This window comes from Pedobacter nanyangensis (genome assembly GCF_003313505.1).
In the GTDB taxonomy this organism is placed as follows: Bacteria; Bacteroidota; Bacteroidia; order Sphingobacteriales; family Sphingobacteriaceae; genus Pedobacter; species Pedobacter nanyangensis.
In genome coordinates this window covers 147,457-170,348 of the sequence record NZ_QMHO01000007.1, presented here as the reverse complement: position 1 = coordinate 170,348, position 22,892 = coordinate 147,457, and the positions used below count along the sequence as shown (strand labels likewise).

Annotated in this window: 22 protein-coding genes and 3 tRNA genes; 18 read left to right on the top strand and 7 right to left on the bottom strand. The window is 40.3% G+C overall.

Annotation, left to right across the window (positions count from 1 at the left end):
• Positions 1-109 precede the first annotated feature (109 nt).
• From DUT71_RS13295 to DUT71_RS13275, 5 genes are all read right to left on the bottom strand, one after another.
• A tRNA-Val gene (locus DUT71_RS13295) sits at positions 110-186 on the bottom strand.
• A gap of 64 nt (positions 187-250) precedes the next feature.
• Positions 251-325: transfer RNA gene (locus DUT71_RS13290), tRNA-Val, on the bottom strand.
• Between the two features lie 39 nt (positions 326-364).
• Positions 365-442, bottom strand: a tRNA-Val gene (locus DUT71_RS13285).
• Positions 443-507: 65 nt separating this feature from the next.
• Positions 508-1,233: a DNA repair protein RecO gene (gene recO / locus DUT71_RS13280; RefSeq protein ID WP_113663027.1), complete on the bottom strand. Its 726-nt coding sequence runs from the start codon at positions 1,231-1,233 to the stop codon at positions 508-510.
• Positions 1,234-1,581: a diacylglycerol kinase family protein gene (locus DUT71_RS13275; protein ID WP_113663026.1), complete on the bottom strand. Its 348-nt coding sequence runs from the start codon at positions 1,579-1,581 to the stop codon at positions 1,234-1,236. It abuts the gene before it with no gap.
• A 154-nt stretch (positions 1,582-1,735) separates the two neighbouring features.
• Between DUT71_RS13275 and DUT71_RS13270 the strand changes: the two genes are divergently transcribed.
• Positions 1,736-4,093 (top strand): efflux RND transporter permease subunit, encoded by a 2,358-nt coding sequence (locus tag DUT71_RS13270; protein ID WP_240186927.1) that lies wholly within the window; start codon positions 1,736-1,738, stop codon positions 4,091-4,093.
• A 61-nt stretch (positions 4,094-4,154) separates the two neighbouring features.
• Positions 4,155-4,760, top strand: coding sequence for a hypothetical protein (locus tag DUT71_RS13265; protein WP_113663025.1), 606 nt, complete (start codon positions 4,155-4,157; stop codon positions 4,758-4,760).
• Between the two features lie 213 nt (positions 4,761-4,973).
• Here DUT71_RS13265 and DUT71_RS13260 read toward each other — a convergent pair whose 3' ends face one another.
• Entirely contained in the window at positions 4,974-5,234 is a 261-nt protein-coding gene (locus tag DUT71_RS13260; RefSeq protein ID WP_113663024.1) for an isoleucyl-tRNA synthetase, read from the bottom strand.
• A gap of 280 nt (positions 5,235-5,514) precedes the next feature.
• Here DUT71_RS13260 and ileS point away from each other — a divergent pair, with 280 nt between their 5' ends.
• The 11 genes from ileS (at position 5,515) to DUT71_RS13200 (ending at position 16,087) form a co-directional block, all read left to right on the top strand.
• Positions 5,515-8,907: an isoleucine--tRNA ligase gene (ileS, locus tag DUT71_RS13250; RefSeq protein ID WP_113663022.1), complete on the top strand. Its 3,393-nt coding sequence runs from the start codon at positions 5,515-5,517 to the stop codon at positions 8,905-8,907.
• Positions 8,908-8,911: 4 nt separating this feature from the next.
• Positions 8,912-9,295 (top strand): TraR/DksA family transcriptional regulator, encoded by a 384-nt coding sequence (locus DUT71_RS13245; RefSeq protein WP_113663021.1) that lies wholly within the window; start codon positions 8,912-8,914, stop codon positions 9,293-9,295.
• Positions 9,295-9,897: a lipoprotein signal peptidase gene (locus DUT71_RS13240; RefSeq protein WP_113663020.1), complete on the top strand. Its 603-nt coding sequence runs from the start codon at positions 9,295-9,297 to the stop codon at positions 9,895-9,897. The genes DUT71_RS13245 and DUT71_RS13240 overlap by 1 nt, the downstream gene beginning before the upstream one ends.
• A 436-nt stretch (positions 9,898-10,333) precedes the next feature.
• Entirely contained in the window at positions 10,334-10,705 is a 372-nt protein-coding gene (locus DUT71_RS13235; protein WP_113663019.1) for a hypothetical protein, read from the top strand.
• A gap of 92 nt (positions 10,706-10,797) precedes the next feature.
• On the top strand, positions 10,798-11,418 hold the full coding sequence (locus tag DUT71_RS13230) for a 3-keto-disaccharide hydrolase (RefSeq protein ID WP_205313936.1): 621 nt from the start codon (positions 10,798-10,800) through the stop codon (positions 11,416-11,418).
• Positions 11,419-11,761: 343 nt separating this feature from the next.
• Positions 11,762-12,472: an SIMPL domain-containing protein gene (locus DUT71_RS13225; protein ID WP_113663017.1), complete on the top strand. Its 711-nt coding sequence runs from the start codon at positions 11,762-11,764 to the stop codon at positions 12,470-12,472.
• 76 nt (positions 12,473-12,548) lie between these two features.
• Complete coding sequence (locus DUT71_RS13220; protein WP_113663016.1) at positions 12,549-12,857, top strand: hypothetical protein; 309 nt, start codon at positions 12,549-12,551, stop codon at positions 12,855-12,857.
• A gap of 75 nt (positions 12,858-12,932) precedes the next feature.
• Positions 12,933-13,241, top strand: a complete 309-nt coding sequence (locus tag DUT71_RS13215; RefSeq protein ID WP_113663015.1) for a hypothetical protein — start codon at positions 12,933-12,935, stop codon at positions 13,239-13,241.
• 160 nt (positions 13,242-13,401) lie between these two features.
• Positions 13,402-14,004 (top strand): YceI family protein, encoded by a 603-nt coding sequence (locus DUT71_RS13210; RefSeq protein ID WP_113663014.1) that lies wholly within the window; start codon positions 13,402-13,404, stop codon positions 14,002-14,004.
• 27 nt (positions 14,005-14,031) lie between these two features.
• Positions 14,032-15,297 carry a hypothetical protein gene (locus tag DUT71_RS13205; protein ID WP_113663013.1) on the top strand — a complete coding sequence of 422 codons (1,266 nt, stop codon included), beginning with the start codon at positions 14,032-14,034 and terminating at the stop codon, positions 15,295-15,297.
• Positions 15,298-15,496: 199 nt separating this feature from the next.
• A complete protein-coding gene (locus DUT71_RS13200; protein WP_162796045.1) occupies positions 15,497-16,087 on the top strand; it encodes a hypothetical protein in 591 nt (196 codons plus the stop codon).
• Here DUT71_RS13200 and serS read toward each other — a convergent pair.
• Entirely contained in the window at positions 16,084-17,355 is a 1,272-nt protein-coding gene (gene serS / locus DUT71_RS13195) for a serine--tRNA ligase (RefSeq protein ID WP_113663011.1), read from the bottom strand. The genes DUT71_RS13200 and serS overlap by 4 nt on opposite strands.
• Before the next feature lie 108 nt (positions 17,356-17,463).
• Between serS and rsmI the strand changes: the two genes are divergently transcribed.
• From rsmI to lspA, 5 genes are all read left to right on the top strand, one after another.
• A complete protein-coding gene (rsmI, locus tag DUT71_RS13190; RefSeq protein WP_113663010.1) occupies positions 17,464-18,189 on the top strand; it encodes a 16S rRNA (cytidine(1402)-2'-O)-methyltransferase in 726 nt (241 codons plus the stop codon).
• A 290-nt stretch (positions 18,190-18,479) separates the two neighbouring features.
• On the top strand, positions 18,480-18,782 hold the full coding sequence (locus DUT71_RS13185) for a GIY-YIG nuclease family protein (protein ID WP_113663009.1): 303 nt from the start codon (positions 18,480-18,482) through the stop codon (positions 18,780-18,782).
• An 894-nt stretch (positions 18,783-19,676) separates the two neighbouring features.
• Positions 19,677-20,324 (top strand): PH domain-containing protein, encoded by a 648-nt coding sequence (locus DUT71_RS13180; RefSeq protein WP_113663008.1) that lies wholly within the window; start codon positions 19,677-19,679, stop codon positions 20,322-20,324.
• A gap of 100 nt (positions 20,325-20,424) precedes the next feature.
• Complete coding sequence (gene lnt, locus DUT71_RS13175; protein ID WP_113663007.1) at positions 20,425-22,038, top strand: apolipoprotein N-acyltransferase; 1,614 nt, start codon at positions 20,425-20,427, stop codon at positions 22,036-22,038.
• 75 nt (positions 22,039-22,113) lie between these two features.
• Positions 22,114-22,644, top strand: a complete 531-nt coding sequence (gene lspA / locus DUT71_RS13170; protein ID WP_113663006.1) for a signal peptidase II — start codon at positions 22,114-22,116, stop codon at positions 22,642-22,644.
• Positions 22,645-22,892 lie beyond the last annotated feature (248 nt).

The following is a 22,892-nucleotide window of genomic DNA, read 5'->3' as shown; positions in this document are numbered from 1 at the left end:
CCGATAGTAAATCGGGATGCTCTGAACCTGCCGAGCTAATCCTACAGAGGTTTATTTAAAAGCCCCTAAAACAAAAAAGCCTCACCAGAATAACTGATAAGGCTTAATGTGGAGGATACTGGGTTCGAACCAGTGACTCTCCCGATAGTAAATCGGGATGCTCTGAACCTGCCGAGCTAATCCTACAGAGGTTTATTTAAAAGCCCCTAAAACAAAAAAGCCTCACCAGAATAACTGATAAGGCTTAATGTGGAGGATACTGGGTTCGAACCAGTGACCCCCTGCTTGTAAGGCAGGTGCTCTGAACCAGCTGAGCTAATCCTCCGGGCTTTTAGTTGAAATCGTTTACCATCCTGTAAACTTTTGGTGGAGGATACTGGGTTCGAACCAGTGACCCCCTGCTTGTAAGGCAGGTGCTCTGAACCAGCTGAGCTAATCCTCCAATTCCCGTTTGGGACTGCAAATATAGCGTTATATTATTTCATTGCAATTCTTTTTTTATTTTTTTTAAGAAAGAATTTCTTCCAAGATCTGATGCGACTTTACCTGCCCAAAAGAAGCCGTATGCAATTGATAGTAAATCAATATTTTATCTAAAATTAAGCGCCTATACGAATTTGAAAATTTGATTTCATTAATTTTTTCAAAAGGCGTGTTTAACAGCTGCATTAAAGAAATTCCATCCGCATCGCTTATAAAGTAAGGATGTACTGGCACTATCGAAGTAAAGCTTCCCTCCTGCAAATCGAAATATTTCTGATCAGTTCTAGCTTGCGGCTGGGGGGCAAACCCCAAAAATCGGGTCAGTTTCATTAAAAATGACAAATGGAAATTTACGCTAAGCTCATCAGTTTCATCAAACCAGCTAATGGCATGATAAAGATATTCGAATAACTGTTCATCCACATGTTGTTGCCGGATGCTTTTATACAACACCTCATTTAAAAATTGTACAATGGTATTTTTAATCACCCCATAGGGGATACTTTTGAAAATAGGTGCAGGCCTAGCTTCTGAAATTCTTTGGATTTGCGTATTTTGTTTATAATAAACCACCATCTCCAACAGATGAAGGGGTTGCAATATGTTCATTGGGATTTTGGCTTTTGGCTTTTTCACGCCATTGATCAAGTACGATTGAATCCCGAATTTTTCAGTAAACATTTGCACGACCACGCTACTTTCGCTGTAAGTAGTTACTCTCAACACTATGCCTCGGGTTTTATGCAGCATCTAAAATAATTTAGGGGCGAAAATAATCAATGCAACAACTAAAGCAACCAATGCGGCCATTAAAACTGCGCCGGCAGCAATGTCTTTAACCAAGCCAGCTTTTACGTTAAATTCTGGCGAGATCCAATCTACCAAAACCTCCATGGCCGTATTAAGCAATTCGGTTACCATTACCAAGCCAATGCAAATTATAATAGCCAGCCACTCTCCTCTTGTGACATCAAAGCACCAACCTGCGGTAACCGCCAGCAATGCCGCTACAAGGTGGAATATGAAATTGGGCTGAGTCGCTACGGTGTAGGACAATCCTTTCGCCGCAAACTTAAAACTCTTCAAAAACCTATTCATCAAATGGAAGTTTATGGATTTTAAAGTTACGCCATTTTTTAAACAACATTTATGGTAAAATCTCTGTTTGTATAAACAAGACCCTGTATAAATAGCCTGGTTATTTTGTAATCCATCATTTTTATACGTTCTTTACATTTTTTTATAAATCTATATGTGGGTAAAACTATCTAATGCTATTTTAAAAAATCGCGTTCTCCTTATCCTTGTGTTTATTGCCATTACCATTTTTATGGGATGGCAGGCCAAAAATATTAAGCTTTCCTATGCAGGAAGTAAAATTCTGCCACTAACCGATTCGGTTTTCATCAAATACAATGCTTTTAAAAAACAGTTCGGAGAAGATGGTAGTATTGTGGTTATTGGCATTAAAGACGATAAAATCTTCCAAAAGGACACCTACAACAAATGGGCGAAACTCTCTAACGAACTACAACAATTAAAGGGCATTAAAGGCGTACTTTCCATCGGCAAGTTTTTTGAGCTGGAAAAGGACACCGTGAACCAAAAGTTTACCGTAAAACCACTTCCGGGCAAAATCATTGCAACCAATGCGGAAATGGATTCGCTGAAAAGCAAATTGGACCAATTACCTTTTTACAAGGGCCTTCTATACCATACTGAAACTAACGCTACCTTAATGGCCGTTACCTTCGACCAGAAAATACTTAACTCGGCCGCTAGAAATCCCATCCTTAAAGAGATTGAAGAAAAGGCCTTGGCCTTTGGCAAAAGCGAAAACATAGAAGTGCATTTATCGGGACTACCTTATATCAGAACCGCCACCAGCAAGCTGATCTCCAATGAATTTGTACTTTTCCTTGGTTTATCCATTCTGGTTTCGGCCTTGATATTGGTCATTTTTTTCCGCAGTTTCTCTGCGGTATTTTTTCCAGTGCTGGTGGTGATTATGGGGGTAATTTGGAGCGTGGGGACCTTGGTATTATTTGGTTATGAAATCACCATTTTAACGGGATTAATCCCTCCTCTGATTGTCATTATCGGCATTCCGAACAGCATCTTGCTATTAAACAAATACCACAACGAACTTAAAAAGCATGGCGATAAGCAAAAAGCGTGGAGCCTTACCGTAGAAAGAATTTCGGTAACCACTTTAATTGCGAACATTACCGCTGCTATTGGCTTTGGCGTACTCTATTTTACAGGAAGTGAACTACTGATGCAATTTGGAAGTGTAGCGGCGTTAAATGTAATGTTCACCTGGTTGATGAGCCTGTGTTTGATTCCGGCTATTTTCAGCTACTTGCCCGCTCCAAAAAGCAAAACACAGGGAATGCACGAACCAAATTTCTTGGATAAGCTTTTAGCCAAAACGGACAAACTGGTGCAACATAAAAGTGCTTCGATTTATATCGCAACCATCATCCTAACGGTAGTTTCCTTAATTGGTGTTTATCGCATCAATGTGAATGGCTATGTGGTAGATGATTTGCCAAAAAGCTCCAAGATATTAACCGACCTCAAGTTTTTCGAAAAGAACTTTGAGGGGATCTTGCCATTGGAAATTAGTGTTGACACGAAACGCAAGAACGGCATTTTAAGTCTTTCATCGCTCAACAAGATCGACAGGGTTGAGCAAATGATTGCGGCCTATCCTGAATTTTCCCGTTCCATCTCTTTAAATACTGGATTAAAATATGCGACACAGGTGTTTTACAATGGAGATACTTCTTTTTATCGTTTGCCATCCGATTTTGAGAAGAATTTCATTTTAATCTATGCCGCAAATTCTGGTAAAGGAAATGGGAATATGCTCACCAATTTTGTGGACAAGGGGAAACAAACGGCACGAGTGAGTTTCCAGATGGCCGACGTGGGCTCTAAACGTTTAGACCAATTGCTTGATGAACTGAAACCTAGAATAGATTCCATCCTATCGCCAAAACGTTTTAACGTAACCTTAACCGGCTCCAGCATTATTTTCTCCAAGGGAACCGACTACCTTTTAGAACACTTGTTTGAAAGCATTGGCTTGGCCATTGTGCTGATTTCATTGTTGCGTTTGGCGCAGTTCAAGAGTTTGGGCATCATGTTCATTTCACTGCTACCGAATGTAGTTCCGTTAATTATTACCGCTGGACTGATGGGATTTTTTGGCATTCCATTAAAGCCTTCAACCATCTTGATTTTTACCATTGCCTTTGGACTGGCTTCTGACCAAACCATTTATTTCCTGACCAGGTACCAACAAGAGCTTAACCTTACCAATTATAGCGTAAGTAAGGTCATTACTGATACCATTACCGAAACGGGCGTAAGTATGACACACATTGCCTTAATCCTATTCTTTGGCTTTGGGATTTTTACGGCGTCCACTTTTGGTGGTACAGTAATATTGGGTTTCTTATTATCGATTACCTTAATTGTGGCTTTGGCCTTTAATCTAACTTTATTGCCCGCTTTAATGCTGTGGCTAGACAAGAACAAAAAACGCAAAAAACTGTCTGAAGCAGAGGTTGCAAAGAACCTGGAGAATTTGGACGACCATTAGAAATTATCTATTTTCGGACCTGTAGGGTTTTTCAAAACCTTGCAGGTTAAGAATAACAATCATGTCTACCCGTGAAAATTTTCTACCAAATGCTTTTTACCACATCTACAATCATGCTGTAGGTACCGAAAACTTATTTAAGTCTCATGAGAATTATCTATTCTTCTTAAACAAATACGACCAACACCTTTCAACAGTATTTAAGACGCTCGCCTATTGCTTAATGCCCAACCATTTTCATCTGTTGGTACAAGTTAGAGACGAGTATACACTTCGCTCATTGATTACCAAACCAGAAGATAAAATAGATTTTCATAAATTCATCATGCAAAAGCTGAGTAACTTTCTGAATGGCTATGCTAAGGCTTTTAATAAACAGCATTCGAGAAGAGGTGCTCTTTTCATTGATTATACCAAAAGGAAAGAAATTACGAATGATTCATATTTTACTAGAGTAGTCAATTATATCCACCAAAACCCTATCCATCATGGATTTTGCAAAGAAGCAAGTGAATGGGAATATTCATCTTTTAATTCTATGATTAGCACCACCAAAAGCACAAAACTAGAACGAAACACTATTTTCGATTGGTTTGGTGGAATCGAACAATTTGTTTATTTCCATCAAGAAAACAGGTATTTTGATGAAGAAATAGATTTCTTTTAATTAATACTTTAAGAAACCTGTAAGGTTTTAAAAACCTAGGTTTAGGAACAGAAGAAAAAAGTTAAGACCTGTAAGGTTTTTTAAAACCTTGCAGGTCTATTATTAAACCTTGCAGGTTTATTATTAGATTTGGAAGGCAACCCCTACCACGCACTTTTAGCATACCAACTGTAATACGCCGCAAATAGTGTTGAGATAAATAAGAAAACAGATTTAAGAGGCAATCTCTTCAGTAATCGGTTCCTTTGCAGCAGGCTTAAGCTCTACATGTTTACCATCTTTATCTGCTTTGGTGGCAAACAATATCGGATAGATAAAAATCAATGCCCCTGCAATAAATAGCACTCCTGAAATAGCCAATACCACTTGGCTTCCGCTTGCTTTGTAGGTTTCCATAATTTTGGCCACAATGAGCGCCGCTATTCCCAAAGCTATTGCTACAATAGCTTTAGTTAGTTTCAGATTTCTAATCATAACTTATCGGTTTCTTACCCTTCTTTGTTGCAGTATGCTTAACACAACAAAGATGAGCCCAATAAGTTCTAAAACCATGCTTAAAAAAAGTACTCCTAGTGTTATATTTTCGTTGCTATTCTTTAACAACAGCGCCAAAGGCATGAGCAATACCGCCCCTAGCATACAAAAAAGCCCTCTTTTCAGAAATTTATCCATAAAACTATTTCAGCTCCAAAACTACCATTATTCATTCTAAAATCTTAACTTTGCAACCTTTAATTTTTGAGATACTTGATTGATGTATAGGGAATTTAAACAATTAGAACTAGCGAAAATAGGTAAAGAAATACTGGAATTTTGGAAAGCGGAAAACATCTTTGAGAAAAGCATAGACAGTAGACCAAAAAACAAACCTTTTACTTTTTACGAAGGACCTCCTTCGGCAAATGGCATGCCTGGCATTCACCACGTGATGGCCCGTGCCATTAAGGATATTTTCTGCCGTTACAAAACCCTAAAAGGATATCAGGTAAAACGCAAAGGCGGTTGGGACACCCACGGCCTTCCGATAGAGCTTGCCGTAGAGAAAAAATTAGGTATCGTTAAAGAAGATATCGGAAAGAAAATTTCTGTAGACGAATACAATGCCGCTTGTAAAGAAGAGGTCATGCGCTACACCGATGTTTGGAATGACCTTACCGAAAAAATGGGCTACTGGGTTGATTTGCAAAACCCTTACATCACCTACAAAAACGAATATATCGAAACCCTGTGGTGGATTTTAAAACAGCTTTACAACAAGGGATTTCTATACAAAGGTTACACCATCCAACCTTACTCGCCAGCAGCAGGCACAGGTTTAAGTTCACATGAGCTGAACCAACCAGGCACCTACCGCGATGTAAGCGACACCACCATTGTAGCGCAGTTTAAAGCCGTTGCAGAAACCCTGCCTTCGTTTTTACAAGGTTTTGGGGAAATCCATTTCTTAGCGTGGACCACTACGCCTTGGACCTTGCCAAGCAACACGGCTTTAACCGTTGGGCCAAAAATTGACTATGTATTGGTAAAAACATTTAACCAGTACACCTTTGAGCCCATCAAAGTGATTTTGGCAAAACCCTTAGTGGGCAAACAATTTGGTGGTAAATTTTTCCTAGCGGAAGATGAAGAAGCCTTTGCCAACTACCAAGCCGAAGACAAAAAAATCCCTTATCAAATACTAGCCGAGTTTGTTGGTGCCGATTTGGTGAACATTAAATACGAACAACTTTTACCTTTAGCCCTACCTTACCAAAATGCGGAAAATGCTTTCCGGGTAATTAGTGGCGATTTTGTAACTACAGAAGATGGTACAGGTATTGTTCACACCGCCCCTACCTTTGGTGCCGATGATGCTCGTGTAGCTAAACAAGCTAGTCCCGAAGTTCCTCCTTTATTGATTTTAGACGACAAAGGTAATGCCGTGCCTTTGGTAGATTTGCAAGGTAAATTTGTAGCTTCATTAGGTGAGTTTGGTGGCAAATACGTAAAGAACGAATACTACACTGAGGGCCAGGCACCAGAAAAATCAGTGGATGTAGAAATTGCCATCCGTTTAAAGGAAGAAAACAAAGCCTTTAAGGTAGAAAAATATGTACACAGCTATCCACACTGCTGGAGAACTGACAAACCAGTGCTTTATTATCCGTTAGATAGCTGGTTTATCAAAACCACAGCCGTTAAAGAAAAGATGGCTGAGCTGAACAAAACCATCAACTGGAAACCTGAAGCTACTGGAACTGGACGTTTTGGCAACTGGTTAGAAAACCTGGTAGACTGGAACCTTTCTCGTTCTCGTTATTGGGGAACGCCACTCCCTATTTGGCGTACTGCCGATGGTTTGGAAGAGAAATGTATTGGCTCTGTAGAGGAATTGAACAACGAAATTGCGAAGGCAATTGAAGCAGGTTTAATGCCTGCTGGGTTCGAGCTCAAAGACATGCACCGTCCTTATGTAGATGATGTATTTTTAGTTTCCTCAAAAGGTGAGAAGATGACCCGCGAAACCGACCTGATTGACGTTTGGTTTGATAGCGGTGCCATGCCTTATGCCCAATGGCACTTCCCTTTCGAAAACAAAGAAGAATTTGAGAATGCCTACCCTGCCGATTTCATTGCAGAAGGTGTTGACCAAACGCGTGGTTGGTTCTTTACTTTGCATGCCATTGCGGTAATGTTGAGCGAAAGCAGCGATGAAATCAAAGCCATCAATGAGCGGGTAAACAACCCAGGTATCGCCTTTAAAAATGTGGTATCAAACGGATTGGTACTGGATAAAAACGGCAACAAAATGTCTAAACGTTTAGGCAATGCTGTGGATCCATTTAGCACCATTGATACCTATAGTGCCGATGCTACCCGTTGGTACATGATCTCCAACGCATCCCCTTGGGACAATTTAAAATTTAACCTGGAAGGATTAGATGAAGTACGCCGCAAGTTCTTTGGAACCTTGTACAACACCTATTCTTTCTTTGCCCTATATGCCAACATTGATAAGTTCGAGATTGATTTGAACAATCAAACTCCTGTGGCACAACGCAGTGAGTTAGATCGTTGGATTTTATCTTTATTGCAGAACTTAATTGTTGAAGTTGATGAAGCCTACAACACTTACGAGCCTACCAAGGCCGCAAGAGCTATCCAAAATTTTGTTGATGAGCATTTAAGCAACTGGTACATCCGTTTATCTCGCCGCCGTTTCTGGAAAGGCGAAATGACCGATGACAAAAAAGCCGCTTACGAAACCTTATACACCTGTTTGGTGAATATCGCACAGCTGATGTCGCCAATTGCGCCGTTCTTTTCTGATTGGTTGTACCAAAACCTAACGGAAATTTTACCGGCTGCCGCAAAATCAGAATCAGTGCATTTAACCATTTTACCAGAGGCTGATTTATCATTGGTAGACAATGCTTTGAACGAACGCATGGAGTTGGCGCAAAACATTTCGTCGATGGTGCTATCACTGCGCAAGAAAATGGGCATCAATGTACGCCAGCCCTTAGCCAAGGTACTGATCCCTGTGCTGGATGATCATTTTAAGGATAAGGTAGAACTGGTGAAAGACCTGATCTTGTCGGAAACCAATATTAAAGAAATTTCCTATATTACCGACGCCGCAGGTTTCATCAAGAAAAAGGTAAAACCAAACTTTAAGGCATTGGGCGCAAAAGTAGGCAAGGATATGAAAATGGTGACCGAAGTCATCAACAACATGAGCCAAGAAGAACTTGCCAAATTTGAAAAAGAAGGCGCATACTCGATACACAACACTCAATACTCGATACTATTGAGCGATGTAGAGATTATTGCAGAAGATATTCCGGGATGGCAGGTGACAAACATGGGCAGTTTAACGGTAGCATTGGATGTTAACATTACTACCGAGCTTAAACAAGAAGGTTTGTCGCGAGAACTGGTAAACAGAGTGCAAAACCTGCGCAAGGAAATGGATTTTGAAGTAACCGACAGGATAACCGTAAGTTTACAACAGGATAACCTGATTACGCCTGCGGTGTTGCAAAACAAGCATTACATTTGCACCGAAATTTTAGCCGACGATATATTACTGTCGGAAAAACCGCTTAACGGAAACAAAATTGTAATTGAAGATGTTGAACTTGAAATTTTGATTGCCAAAATATAACCATATGGAAAAAACTGAGAAAACACGTTATTCTGATAGCGAATTACAGGAATTTAAAGAGCTGATTTTAGAAAAATTGAAAAGCTCAAGGGAAGAGTTACAATCGTTAACCTCATCATTAAGCAATCCGAATTCTAATGGCACAGAAGACACTTCTGGCGCCTATAAAACCTTGGAAGATGGTTCTGCCACTTTAGAGAAAGAGCAGATCAACCAGTTGGCAGCTCGTCAACGCAAGTTTATTGACAACTTGGAGGCAGCATTGGTGCGCATTGAGAACAAAACTTATGGCATTTGCAGGGAAACAGGTAAACTGATCCAAAAGGAACGTTTACGTGCCGTACCACACGCCACACTGAGCATGGAAGCTAAATTGAAACAAGGTTAATGAAAGGCTATACAAAACCCTTACTTTTAATATTTATCGTGCTTTTGGTTGATCAGGTTTCTAAAACCTGGATAAAAACCAATATGTACCTAGGACAAGAGTACAAAGTGTTGGGCGATTGGTTCATTATCCATTTTACCGAAAACAATGGCATGGCCTTTGGCTTGGAATTTGGTGGTGAGTTTGGAAAACTGGCGCTTTCACTATTCAGGATTATTGCAGTGGGTGGTATTGGCTACGGACTTCATTACCTCATCCAACGCAAATACCATCGTGGTTTGATCCTGAATGTGGCCTTGATTTTTGCAGGGGCTTTGGGAAACATCATCGACTCCGTTTTTTATGGCCTGATTTACGGCTACGAAACTTTGTTCCATGGTCGTGTGGTTGATATGCTGTACTTCCCGATTTTGAAAGGCACTTTCCCTACTTGGTTTCCAGTTTGGGGTGGCGAACCTTTCGAGTTTTTTAGACCAGTATTTAACCTTGCCGATGCAGCCATTTCTGTGGGTGTCATCACCATTTTGATCTTTCAAAAAACCTATTTTAAAGAAGAAGTAAAAGACGAAATTGGGATTAACAACGAAACCGTAGAGGACTAAGGATTGAACTTGTCATATCAAGCTTACCGAAATAATACTTAAAAGTCCCGCACATGCGGGACTTTTTTTGTTTTTCAAAATCCGCTTTTAGTCCTTTCGTCATGGCGAGGCACGAAGCATCTTAATGCGATTTTTGTAGGATTGCTTCGTGCCTCGCAATAACGAAATCATCCAAAGATTTAGCTCTGCTGATTTACAATTTTCCCAAGTCGAAACGACGTAATTATGAACAGTAATTAAACAAGTCTGACATTATCTAGAATAATAAGATTGGTTAATCAACCACGAGCGGTGATATAACATAGCTTTAAATATGTCGCTAAATCCCTTCTCTTACAGTCGTGGAGATGACGGCGTCAACTCAAGCCTTTACAAAAAATGAATGATAAAAATAATTAAAGCATTTGCTTACATTTGATAAAAGACCAAATTAAGTATGAGAATTTTAATATCAGCATTATTCCTATTGATTTCTTTTAAGATGAAGTCTCAAGATACCCCTTCTAAAAACTCAATTGATTTTACAATGGTATCTAATGTCAATAATTTTATTAAATTATTCGACACCAATCTAAACCTTTCGGATTCTCAAAAGAAAGAATTCGTTAAAATTCATTCAAAAATTCAAAAAATAGCTATTGCTTTGTTGGAAGATGAAACCATTAAAACTAAAGAAGATTATATCAAAGCAAGACAAAAAATTCAGACAAATATTAACTTAGAGATAAATAGAATTTTAACGGCAGAGCAACAGAAGAAATATAAATTATGGCAACAGGCTCAGCAAGATGTTATCAATAAGAAATAGTCAAATTCCCAAATCATATGTTCAGCAAAAACCTCCTCCCCATCCTCCTATTGTTAATTGGTTTCAACTCCATTGCCTTTGCTCAAAAAAGCATGAACTTATTCAACGGCAAAGATTTAAAAGGCTGGCATGCCGATGTTCCCGCAAAGGACAAAAACCCAGACACCCCCGCGTCATTCATTGTTCGCGACAGGAAGTTAGTAAGTATGGGCAATCCAAAAGGGCATTTGATTACCGATGCTATTTTCTCCAATTACCGATTAGATGTAGAATATCGATTTGCTGGAAAACCTGGAAATTGCGGTGTTTTAGTGCATGCTTCTGCCCCAAGAGCATTATACAAGATGTTCCCAAAATCATTGGAAGTGCAAATGCAACACCAGGATGCGGGTGATTTTTGGTGCATCGAGGAAGATATTACCGTGCCCAACATGGAAGAGCGGCGTGGGCCAAAAGAAAACTGGGGCATTAGCGCAGGGAAAGAAAGAAGAATTAAAAATTTAACGGATGGCTCAGAAAAACCTTTGGGCCAATGGAACACCATGCGAATTGAGTGCCTAAACGACAAGGTTAGGGTTTGGGTAAATGGCGTTTTGGTGAACGATGGCTATAACTGTACCGCAACCCAAGGACAAATTGCCATACAGGCTGAAGGCAGCGAAGTAGAGTTTAAGAAATTGGAACTAACGCCAATTAAAAAACTGAGTAAATAATGATTGTTTACGATGTGGTTAACTTTCAGAAGCACAGCTAGTTATTTAAGGAAAGCTATACCATATACACATAGCCAACAGTACTGCTTTTTTTGAAGATTTGACCATTTTTTAACCGCACAGTGCCATCTAAACCCGATTGAAGCGAGCATGAGCGTAGCGAATAAAGCGGAAAGCGGGACTGGCTTTTCCTATTAGCCATGAAACTGCTTTTCAAAAAAAATAAAAAATAATTCCCTCATTTTTTGAACTTTGGCTCAATTTTGGCTCAAAGCACGAAAATTGTTTATGGATTTGATACAACATTTACATCTGACTTATAAACACACAAAAATTTGAAATTATGAAACGATTATTTGCAATAGCTTTATTAGCTTTCACTACACTGTCTACTTTTAACGCCTTAGCCCAACAAGCTGATTTAAGACGAAAAATTACGGTTACCGGAACTGCCGAAACGGAAGTTACGCCTGATATTATCTACATCAATATCTCTTTAAAAGAATATTTGAAAGATGGCAACAGCAAGAAAAAAGTAGACATTACCACTTTGGAAACACAACTTTTTAATGCCGTACAAAAAGCGGGAATTGCTAAAGAGAATTTAACCATCAACAACTTGAGCAGCTGGAACTATCAAACTGAAAAAAGAAAAAACCCCGACTTTTTGGCCAGCAAACAATACCGTTTAAAAGTTGGCGATTTGAATAAATTCAACCTGATTTTAGAAGGTGTTGACGCCAAAGGAATCACTAACACCTATGTAGAAAGCTACGATTACAGCAAAATAGAAAGCTTGAAAAAAGAGCTAAAAGTGAAAGCTTTGTTGGCTGCCAAAGAAAAAGCTGCCTACATGGTAGAGGCTTTGGGGGATAAATTGGGCAATGTGCTAGACATTCAGGATGTAGGCGACAATGGAGGTATGATGGTTCCTCAGTACAGAAACTACGCCATGAAAGCCGAAATGGCCATGGATGCAGGTGCTGCTCCAGAAATTGACTTTAAAAAAATCAAATTGAGCTTTACCGTAAACACCGTTTTCGAGATTAAATAATTTATTTTTAATAATTTTGTGAACCTATCATCGTAATGGTTGATAGGTTCTTTTTTTATCCATAACTAACACATACATGAAAAAACTGATTTACTTGTTCCTAGTTCTTGTTACGCTAACCACTACCGTTAATGCCGCTCCTACAAACGATGATAAACCTAAAACGGAATTAACCATTGAACAGAAAGCCGAGCTGGAGTACATTACCAAACGTGTAGCGGAAATTAAGGCTATCGATAAATCAACCTTAACCAAAGCGGAAAGAAAGGCATTGAGAAAAGAAGTAAAAGAGTTGAAAAAACGTTCAGATTTCCTAAGCCAGAACATCACGCTGTCTTTAGGTGCTATCATCATTATCTTGCTATTGCTGATTATTATCCTTTAATTTTAGTTTAGGATTTGTGATAGAACATTTTTAAACATGAGTTGTTTATAGCATTGTAACTAGAAACTAAATCGCATGAAAAAAATTATCTATCCATTAATGTTATTGATGGCATTAACATTTAACCTGAACGTAGCCCTTGCTGCAAAAGATAAGCCTAAAACCGAGCTAACTGCGGAGCAGCGGCTAGAACTGAACCGGATCATGTCCAGAGTGGATGAAATTAAAGCCATGGACAAATCGAAGCTTAGCAGAGAGGAACGTAAGGAGCTGCGCAAAGAGCTTAGAGAGATGAAGAAAAAAGCCAAAGCCATGGGTGGCGGTGTTTACTTATCTGTTGGTGCAATCATCATCATTATTTTATTACTGATTCTTATCTTGTAAGATAGCGCATAACATTCATTAAAAGCCAGAATTTACGTTCTGGCTTTTTTTGTGCGTTTAATCATCCCGATATCTAAGGCACATCACTTTACGAAATGAGCCAAATCACGTACCGGGCTCCCATTTAGCCAGACCTTTATAGTATTAAAACTTGAATGCTATGAAGACTTCTAAAACCTTCTGGATTGTTCTGGCCATCCTTCCGCTTTTTGCCTTGGTGGGTAAAGCGCAAACCGCAAAACTGAATTTAAAAGAAAGTTCCATCCTCGTTAAGGGCACCTCATCATTGCACGACTGGCGCTGCAAGACCGAGCAAATTACTGGCGACATTACGTATTCGACCAATGCCCTTGCCCTAAAGGATATTGCCGCATTAGAGCTACAATTGGTGGTTAAATCAATGCGGAGTATCAAGGAAAACGGGAATTATTACGAAAGCGGCATGGATAAGAACATGTACAAGGCACTAAATGCCGAAAAATTCCCAAAAATCACGTTTACGTTAATTGACATCAGCAACTTAAAAACCAGCGCAGGCAAAGCCGATTTTATGGCCAAAGGCAATTTAACCATTGCGGGCACCCAAAAAACCATCAGTTTCCCGGTAAGTGCTACGCTTACGGCCAACGGCATTGTATTTAAGGGAACCACAACTTTTAAGATGACCACTTTTGGTGTAACGCCGCCCCGGGCTTTGTTGGGCACCATTAAAACAGGCGACGAGATCACCATCGAGTTTAATGCCGCTTTCAGAAACAACTAATCATTACAATCTCTAAATAAAATCAAGATGAAAAGACTTTTACTTGCTGCAGTTTTTGTTACAGTAGCCGGAACTGCATTTGCGCAGCAGAGCAAAATTGCCAACATGAGGCCTTACGATAAATCAGGCATCAATATGTTTGAAACCCCAAAAACCGATACCGTTCCCTTTGATGATGTAAAAGTGAGGATTGGTGCGGGCTTTACACAGCAGTTTCAGGCCTTAAAACATAGCAACAGTTCTACATCAACCACTAAATTGTACAACCTGCGCAGCGGCTTTAACCTGGCCACCGCCAACCTCAATATTGATGCACAACTGGCCAAAGGGATTAGATTGAATTTGATCTCTTACCTATCAGCCAGGCACCATCAAGAAACCTGGGTAAAGGGCGGCTTCGTACAAATTGATGCTTCGCCTGTGAATTCAGAATTGCTGGACCATGTTTTTAAATATGTTACCGTGAAAATTGGCCACTATGAAGATAACTATGGCGATGCCCACTTCCGCAGGACAGACAACGGACACTCTTTATACAATCCGTTTATCGGCAACTACATTTTGGATGGCTTTACTACCGAGATCGGTGCCGAAATTGACTTTCAAAAAGATGGCTTTTTGGCTGTAGCAGCTATTCACAATGGGGAAATTAAAGGCGAAATTTCTGACGCACCCACCCGTAACCCATCTTTCATTGGGAAACTGGGCTACGACAAACAATTGAACAACGATTTAAGGATACGCTTAACAGGTTCTGTTTACCACAATAATGGTGCGGCGGCCAATACCCTATACACTGGCGACAGAGGTGGCTCTAGGTATTATTTAGTGATGGAAGCTGCAGGGTCCAACGCAAAAGATGCCGCTTGGTCTGGCAATTTACGCCCAGGCTTTAGCCGCCAGGTAACTGCCTTTATGATCAATCCTTTTATTAAATACCAAGGTTTGGAGCTGTTTGGAACCCTTGAATTTGCCAAAGGAAAAGCCATCAACGAAACCAATAAAAGGGATGTTAACCAATTGGCTGTAGAAGGCATTTATCGCTTTGCGAAAAACGAGAACTTCTTTGTAGGTATGCGCTACAATACCGTTACCGCCGACATGCTATTTGGCACCGCAACGCAAGAAGTAAAAATTAACCGGGTACAAGCCAGTGCAGGCTGGTTCGTAACCAAAAACATGGTGGTTAAAGCTGAATACGTTAACCAAAAATACAACGACTTCCCTACTTCCAACCTATTATCAGGGGGTAAGTTTAAAGGGATGATGTTTGAAGCTAGTGTAGGATTTTAGTTAATAGTTGAATAGTTATGGTTTGAGCCGCTCTTTAGGTTTAGGGGCGGCTTTTTTCGTAAGATGTTAGACTGATATTTATTTCCTCCCCCTACCCCCTCCAAAGGGGGATATGCAAATCGCCTAGTTAAGCCCATGTGTCCCCCTCTTTGAGGGGGTAAGGGGGAGGACAATTTAATGGTTACAATATTCTAAAATCATGAGCACATTTCCCCATCACTTACTCAGCATTCTTTTGCTGCTTATCATAAAATTGACAGATGCGCAAGAATACCAGCTCCAACTTTTACCAGAGAGCAGTATTTTGATTAAAGGCAGCTCTAACGTGAATAAATTCACCTTTACCTACGAGAAGACTCTCAAACCTAACAGCAGCATCAATGTAGAGAAAAACAAAAGCACGATCACCTTAAAAAACGCAAGGATAGATGCAGAAGTAGTCGCATTTAGTTCGGGCAGTAACTTAATGGACCGCGACTACAGGAAAATGATGAACTACCGGGCATTTCCCTACATCAGCATTGTGATCCATCAGATCAACTTCCTGAAAAGCTACAATGAAAATAGTGGCACTTCGGAAGCCATTGCTAGTATCTGTATTGCTGGCGAAAAACGATTGGACACACTACAGTTCAACTATTCTAAAACGAAGGAAATTTACCGTTGCAGCAGCGCACATGAGCTTTCGCTAAGGGACTACAAAATTAAGCCCCTCAAAAAAATGATGGGGCTAATTTCATTAAAAGATTTGTTAAAGGTAGAAATGATCCTCTACCTTAAAATAGATTAATCGATGATATCGAAACCGGTGTATTTTCTCAAAACCTCCGGCATAACAATTCCCTCAGGGGTTTGGTAGTTCTCCAGAATTGAGGCCACAATACGAGGCAGAGCCAAAGCACTTCCATTTAAGGTGTGTGCCAACTGGGTTTTCCCTTCTTTTCCTTTAAACCTCAATTTTAGGCGGTTACTTTGGTAGGTTTCAAAGTTCGAAACCGACGATACCTCTAGCCAGCGTTGCTGCGCCGCACTCCAAACCTCCATGTCGTAGGTCATGGCCGAAGTAAAGCCCATATCGCCACCACACAAACGCAATACACGATAGTGCAAGCCCAGTTGCTGCAATAATGATTGTACATATTGGCTCATATCTTCCAACGTTTCATAAGATTTATCCGGGTGCGTAATTTGCACCACCTCAACCTTATCAAATTGGTGCAAACGGTTTAAGCCACGTACGTGGGCACCGTAAGAACCCGCTTCCCTACGGAAACAAGGAGTATAACCCGTATTTTTAATGGGTAGATCTTCTTCCTTCAAAATCACATCACGGTACAAATTGGTCACGGGTACCTCTGCCGTAGGAATCAAGTACAAATCGTCCACACCCACATGGTACATCTGTCCCTCCTTATCCGGCAGCTGCCCAGTACCAAAACCCGAAGCTGCGTTCACCAAATGAGGCACCTGCATTTCTTTGTAGCCAGCGGCGGTGGCATGGTCCAAAAAGAAATTGATCAACGCACGTTGTAACCTTGCCCCTTTTCCTTTATAAACAGGGAAACCAGCACCAGTAATCTTAGTTCCCAATTCAAAATCAATGATATCGTATTTAGCGGCCAGCTCCCAGTGTGGCAATGCACCTTCTGGCAAAGCCGATGGCTCACCATGCGTTAAAACCACTTCGTTATCATCGGCACTGCTTCCTGCTTTTACCAAATGGTATGGCAAATTAGGAAGTTGTACGATTAGAGATTGTTGTTTTTCCTCTACTTCGTTGAGCTTTTCAGTCAAAACTTTAATGTTCTCCTTATGAGATGCCGTATTTGCTTTAATCGCTTCTGCTTCTTCTTTTTTGCCACTGCGCATCAATTCGCCAATTTGTTTTGCAGCGGTATTTGCCTCGGCCAACAGGTTATCTAACGAAACTTGAGTGGAACGACGCTCCTCGTCAACGGAGATGATTTGATCAACCAGCTCAACCTGTTTAAAATGACGAACGCCTAATCGCTCTAAAACTTTCTCTCTATTTTCGCGGATATAGTTAACTTGCAGCATTATTTTAATTTTTCACAAAGATAATAAGAGTTACGTGTTATCTGTTATGAGTTGTATGTTTTTATAATGCTAACTCAGTATCGCAACCCGTAACCCGAAACTGGCAACATGGAAGGAAAGCTTTACATCGTACCTACACCCATTGGCAACCTAGAGGATATGACTTTTAGGGCCATACGTATTTTAAAAGAAGTAGATTTGATTTTGGCCGAAGATACGCGTACCAGTGCCCCTTTGTTAAAACATTTTGGCGTTGATAAACGGGTATTTGCCCATCACCAACATAACGAGCATAAAGCCACTGCCGAAATCATCAAGTTTTTAAAGGAAGGGCAAAACATTGCTTTAATTTCTGACGCCGGAACACCCGCCATTTCTGATCCGGGATTTTTTTTGGTTCGCGAAGCTTTAAAGAGCGAAATAGAAGTAACTTGTTTGCCAGGTGCCACCGCTTTCGTGCCTGCCCTGGTAAACTCGGGCCTACCTAATGACCAATTTGTTTTCGAAGGATTTTTACCTGTTAAAAAGGGAAGACAAACCAGGTTAAAGCAATTGGCTCTGGAAGAAAGAACCATGATTTTTTACGAAAGTCCGCACCGATTACTGAAAACATTAACTGAATTTGCAGAGTTTTTTGGAGGAGATAGACCTGTTTCGGTAAGCAGGGAGCTTAGCAAAGTATATGAAGAAAATGTGCGTGGTACGGTATTAGAAGTAAAATCACATTTTGAAAACAATATTTTAAAAGGAGAATTTGTAATTTGTGTGGGTGGGAATGAGAGCAAGGATAAAAGAACAAAGAATAAAGACAAATACGCAAAGTTAGACAGTTAGCTAGCACGGTCGTCATGCTAAACACGGTCGTCATGCTGAATTTAGTTCAGCATCGGCTAGATTAAATTTTACAAAACTGATGCTGAAATAAATTCAGCATGACGGAACAGAGAGTAAAGGCAAATACAGAGAGTTAAACGATTAGCTAACACGGCCGTCATGCCAAACACGGTCGTCATGCTGAATTTAGTTCAGCATCGGCTAAATTAACTTGCAAAAACGGCGCTGACCTGAAGCAAAGCGGAAAGCTACGAAGTAAAATGAATTTAGTATGAAGACAGAAAAAAAACATGGTACGTGGAGGAAGTGTTTATATTTTAACTAATTATGATAATGACGTACTTTACATTGGCGTAACTTCCGATTTATTTTCGAGGATAGTAGAACATAAAGAGAAGTATTACCCTAGTTCATTTACAGCAAAATATAACTGCTATAAATTAGTTTACTATGAAAATTTCATGCTTATCGAAGAAGCTATAGCTAAAGAAAAGCAACTTAAAAACTGGAAAAGACAATGGAAAATAAATCTAATTAATAATTTTAATCCCGATTGGGAAGATTTATTCTACAAATTAGAAGAAGAAACCTAAATAAAGTTATTACAAAACTGATGCTGAAATAAATTCAGCATGACGGAACAAAGAGTAAAGGCAAATACAGAGAGCTAAACGACTAGCTAACACGGCCGTCATGCCAAACACGGTCGTCATGCTGAATTTAGTTCAGCATCGGCTAAATTAACTTGCATAAACGGCGCTGACCTGAAGCAAAGCGGAAAGCTACGAAGTAAAATGAATTAGCCTCGGTCAAGTTAAATTTTGCAAAACTGATGCTGAAATAAATTCAGCATGACGGAACAAAGAGTAAAGGCAAATACAGAGAGCTAAACGACTAGCTAACACGGCCGTCATGCCAAACACGGTCGTCATGCTGAATTTAGTTCAGCATCGGCTAAATTAACTTGCAAAAACGGCGCTGACCTGAAGCAAAGCGGAAAGCTACGAAGTAAAATGAATTAGCCTCGGTCAAGTTAAATTTTGCAAAACTGATGCTGAAATAAATTCAGCATGACGGAACAAAGAGTAAAGGCAAATACAGAGAGCTAAACGACTAGCTAACACGGCCGTCATGCTGAATTTAGTTCAGCATCGGCTAAATTAACTTGCATAAACGGCGCTGGCCTGAAGCAAAGCGGAAAGCTACGAAGTAAAATGAATTAGCCTCCGCCAAGTTAAATTTTGCAAAACTGATGCTGAAATAAATTCAGCATGACGGAACAGAGAGTAAAGGCAAATACAGAGAGTTAAACGATTAGCTAACACGGCCGTCATGCCAAACACGGTCGTCATGCTGAATTTAGTTCAGCATCGGCTAAATTAACTTGCATAAACGGCGCTGGCCTGAAGCAAAACGGAAAGCTACGAAGTAAAACGAATTCAGCATGACGGAAAAACATAAAAACAAATATTCGACAAAAGAAGATAATGATTAACATAGATAGATTTTTGGCCGACGAGCAAGACCCAAAGGCCGTTGAAAAAGTAGCAGGTAAGCTAAACGATTTATTAACCAATGGCGAAGAAATTTTGTACCTAGCTGTACAGAAAAAACCTGCCGTAAACCTTCTACCTGATTGTATTGCCATTAGCAACAAAAGAATTTTTTATTGTTCGCCAAGCAACCTGGGCCTAACCATGAACTTTAAGGATATTTCTTGGAAAAACGTTAAAGAAGTTTCTTTCAAGGAAGGCTTGTTAGGTTCTAAGTTCATTTGTGTACCACAATCAGGTGAAAACATTGTGACTGATTTCATTCCTAAAACACAGGTACGCAAGCTACACCAAGCGGCAAACCAACAACTGGAAGAGTATAAAGAAATGTTAAGGCAGCAAAAACTGGAAGAAAACAGAGCTTCGGCATCTTCATTCAACATCCCTACTCCAGCCGCTACGCCAGTCATTGAGTTGCCTATTGAAGAAGCGATTGTAATTCCAGAAACCCCAGTGATTGAAACCAGCAAAGAAGACGAAATTGAGCAAAAGCTGATCAAGCTAAAAACTTTATACGACAAGCAGCTGATTACCCGTGAGGAGTACGAACACAAAAAAGCGGCTATTTTAGATAGTATGTAGGCAACTTTAACGTCATTGCGAGGCACGAAGCAATCCTACAACTAATGTAAGGCAAGCCGCTTTAAGATTGCTTCGTGCCTCGCAATGACGAAAACCAAAAATGACAAAAAAAACAACACTGCTCGCGTTACTGAGCGCTTTCATGATGTGGTTGGCCTGGCCGCCACACAACTGGTTGGCACCATTACTTTTTGTTGGACTAGTCCCTTTGTTGATGGCTATCAACCACATCAAAGCAAACTCCGAAAATAAAAAAGGCAAAAAAATATTCCTCACCGCAGGACTATGCTTTGTAATTTGGAACACCGCTTCCATTTACTGGGTATTTAACTCCATTAATGCCGTAAACACCGGATTTATAGGCACCATTATTTCACTTTTGGTATCATTAATTCCCTACGGATTGGGCGCATTGCTTATGACTTTTGCCCTTTGGATGTATTATCGATTGAGTACCTACACCAACAAAACCCTCGCCTATGCCGGCCTAATCACTTTCTACATCAGCATGGAATACCTGCACCAAACCTGGGACCTGGCTTTTCCATGGATGACTTTAGGAAATGGCTTTGCAGGCATGCACCAAATTGTACAATGGTATGAATTTACAGGCGTTTATGGGGGTTCGCTATGGATTTTACTGAGCAACATTTTAGCCTTTGAAGCCTACCAGAAAATCAAAAACCAAAAGCACTATCATTTGGCAGGAATTTGGGCCATGCTCCTCATTTTTCCTATCGGATATTCCCTTTACCGATACAAAAATTACGAAGAGAAAAGTGTTCCTGTAAATGTGGTTACCGTACAGCCCAATATAGATCCCTACCAGAAATTTGGTGCCATATCAGCCGTTGAACAGCTTGACATATTAACACACCTGTCCGATTCGGTTGGACAAACCAATACCGAGTACTTTATATGGCCCGAAACCGCCATCCCAAATTATGCTGATGAAGACCGCATCAGGTCCAATTCCGATTTTTTAATCGCACAACAATTTCTGTCGAAATACAAAAACGGGACCCTCATTACAGGTATCGAAAGTGTGAGGTTTTACAACGATAAAAAAACGCTTTCTGCAAAAGTGAACCCCAATGGCGGCTATTACGACAACTATAATGCGGCCATGCAGGTAGAAAACTCTGCCAACGTTGCCTTCTATCACAAATCTAAATTAGTTCCTGGCGTTGAAAAAATGCCTTTCCCCAAAATATTTTCATTTTTGGGCCCAGTTTTCAGCAAGCTGGGCGGCAGTGTTTCAGGCTGGGGCTGGCAAGAAGAACCAGGCGTTTTTTATGCCTATAGTGGTATTGGGGTAGCGCCGGTGATTTGCTACGAGTCCATTTGGGGTGATTGGATTTCGGGCTCAGTTAAGCAAGGTGCCCAGTTCATTGCCATCATTACCAACGACGGCTGGTGGGGCAACACCTCTGGCAAAGATCAACACCTCCTATACGCCAAACTACGCTCCATCGAAACCAGAAGATACGTGGTACGATCTGCCAATACAGGTATATCTGGCTTCATCAACCAACGTGGCGATGTCATAAAGCAATCCAAATGGTGGACCCGTACCGCATTAAAAGCAGATATCAACCTGAACGACCACATCACTTTCTATGTAAAACATGGCGATGTGGTGGCAATAGTTAGCACTTTTTTGGCGTTATTAGCGGCAGGATTTATCCTATTGAAAAAATGGTTTTTGAAATAAATGATGGCCACAAAATGCACCGATAAAAATTAAAATCATTTTGTGTACCCGTGGCCGTCCCTATCCAATTAAGAAATGATCAACCAAAAGAAATCTATAAAATTTGCTTTGCTTTTAGTAATTGTAGCACTTAACCTAGGTTGCGATCAGGTTTCGAAAGTAATTGCCCGAAAAAACATCCAACCTTACGAGCAAATTAGCATTATTAAAGATCGTTTTACGTTAACCAAAGTAGAAAACACGGGCGCTTTCCTAAGTGCGGGCAGCAACCTCCCCAATTTTGTACGCATAACCTTGCTAACAATACTACCTATTTTAGTGTTGGCCTACGGCCTGTGGTTTCTTTATAGTAACCGCAACCTACCTCAATTAATGCAAATAGGTGTATGTTTTTTAATTGGCGGGGGCATTGGCAATATCTACGACAGAATTGTATATGGCTCCGTTACCGATTTCCTACACATGGATTTTGTACTCTTTAAAACCGGTATTTTTAACATGGCCGATGTTTCCATCATGACCGGCATTGGGCTGCTTCTATTACAAACCTTATTGGCCAAAAAAGAAGAAAAGCAAATCACCAGCCCTGAACAATCAATAGATTAGTTAGAAAAGCCCAAGTGCAAAGACAGGCCTACGAAGCTTAACTTTAGTATGTTTTTTTCAAGCCAATATTGAGGCTTCGCCGTTTAGAAACTTCGTAAGTCTCCTTAAAGGCTAGCATCAGACATCCAATTTATTTTTAGAAGCCGAAACCTAATTACCTCATAATTAAGTCCAAAACTATTACTGAAATAAATTTGCTTCGCAGCTACTTCGTGGTCAGCATGACGGAGCATTGCTTAACGCATCGC

Bases quoted from the DNA above. Each gene is read 5' to 3' on its own strand.
- recO (WP_113663027.1), bottom strand. From the start codon at position 1,233: ATGCTGCATAAAACCCGAGGCATAGTGTTGAGAGTAACTACTTACAGC.
- DUT71_RS13275 (WP_113663026.1), bottom strand. From the start codon at position 1,581: ATGAATAGGTTTTTGAAGAGTTTTAAGTTTGCGGCGAAAGGATTGTCC.
- DUT71_RS13270 (WP_240186927.1), top strand. From the start codon at position 1,736: ATGTGGGTAAAACTATCTAATGCTATTTTAAAAAATCGCGTTCTCCTT.
- DUT71_RS13265 (WP_113663025.1), top strand. From the start codon at position 4,155: ATGTCTACCCGTGAAAATTTTCTACCAAATGCTTTTTACCACATCTAC.
- DUT71_RS13260 (WP_113663024.1), bottom strand. From the start codon at position 5,234: ATGATTAGAAATCTGAAACTAACTAAAGCTATTGTAGCAATAGCTTTG.
- ileS (WP_113663022.1), top strand. From the start codon at position 5,515: ATGTATAGGGAATTTAAACAATTAGAACTAGCGAAAATAGGTAAAGAA.
- DUT71_RS13245 (WP_113663021.1), top strand. From the start codon at position 8,912: ATGGAAAAAACTGAGAAAACACGTTATTCTGATAGCGAATTACAGGAA.
- DUT71_RS13240 (WP_113663020.1), top strand. From the start codon at position 9,295: ATGAAAGGCTATACAAAACCCTTACTTTTAATATTTATCGTGCTTTTG.
- DUT71_RS13235 (WP_113663019.1), top strand. From the start codon at position 10,334: ATGAGAATTTTAATATCAGCATTATTCCTATTGATTTCTTTTAAGATG.
- DUT71_RS13230 (WP_205313936.1), top strand. From the start codon at position 10,798: ATGAACTTATTCAACGGCAAAGATTTAAAAGGCTGGCATGCCGATGTT.
- DUT71_RS13225 (WP_113663017.1), top strand. From the start codon at position 11,762: ATGAAACGATTATTTGCAATAGCTTTATTAGCTTTCACTACACTGTCT.
- DUT71_RS13220 (WP_113663016.1), top strand. From the start codon at position 12,549: ATGAAAAAACTGATTTACTTGTTCCTAGTTCTTGTTACGCTAACCACT.
- DUT71_RS13215 (WP_113663015.1), top strand. From the start codon at position 12,933: ATGAAAAAAATTATCTATCCATTAATGTTATTGATGGCATTAACATTT.
- DUT71_RS13210 (WP_113663014.1), top strand. From the start codon at position 13,402: ATGAAGACTTCTAAAACCTTCTGGATTGTTCTGGCCATCCTTCCGCTT.
- DUT71_RS13205 (WP_113663013.1), top strand. From the start codon at position 14,032: ATGAAAAGACTTTTACTTGCTGCAGTTTTTGTTACAGTAGCCGGAACT.
- DUT71_RS13200 (WP_162796045.1), top strand. From the start codon at position 15,497: ATGAGCACATTTCCCCATCACTTACTCAGCATTCTTTTGCTGCTTATC.
- serS (WP_113663011.1), bottom strand. From the start codon at position 17,355: ATGCTGCAAGTTAACTATATCCGCGAAAATAGAGAGAAAGTTTTAGAG.
- rsmI (WP_113663010.1), top strand. From the start codon at position 17,464: ATGGAAGGAAAGCTTTACATCGTACCTACACCCATTGGCAACCTAGAG.
- DUT71_RS13185 (WP_113663009.1), top strand. From the start codon at position 18,480: ATGGTACGTGGAGGAAGTGTTTATATTTTAACTAATTATGATAATGAC.
- DUT71_RS13180 (WP_113663008.1), top strand. From the start codon at position 19,677: ATGATTAACATAGATAGATTTTTGGCCGACGAGCAAGACCCAAAGGCC.
- lnt (WP_113663007.1), top strand. From the start codon at position 20,425: ATGACAAAAAAAACAACACTGCTCGCGTTACTGAGCGCTTTCATGATG.
- lspA (WP_113663006.1), top strand. From the start codon at position 22,114: ATGATCAACCAAAAGAAATCTATAAAATTTGCTTTGCTTTTAGTAATT.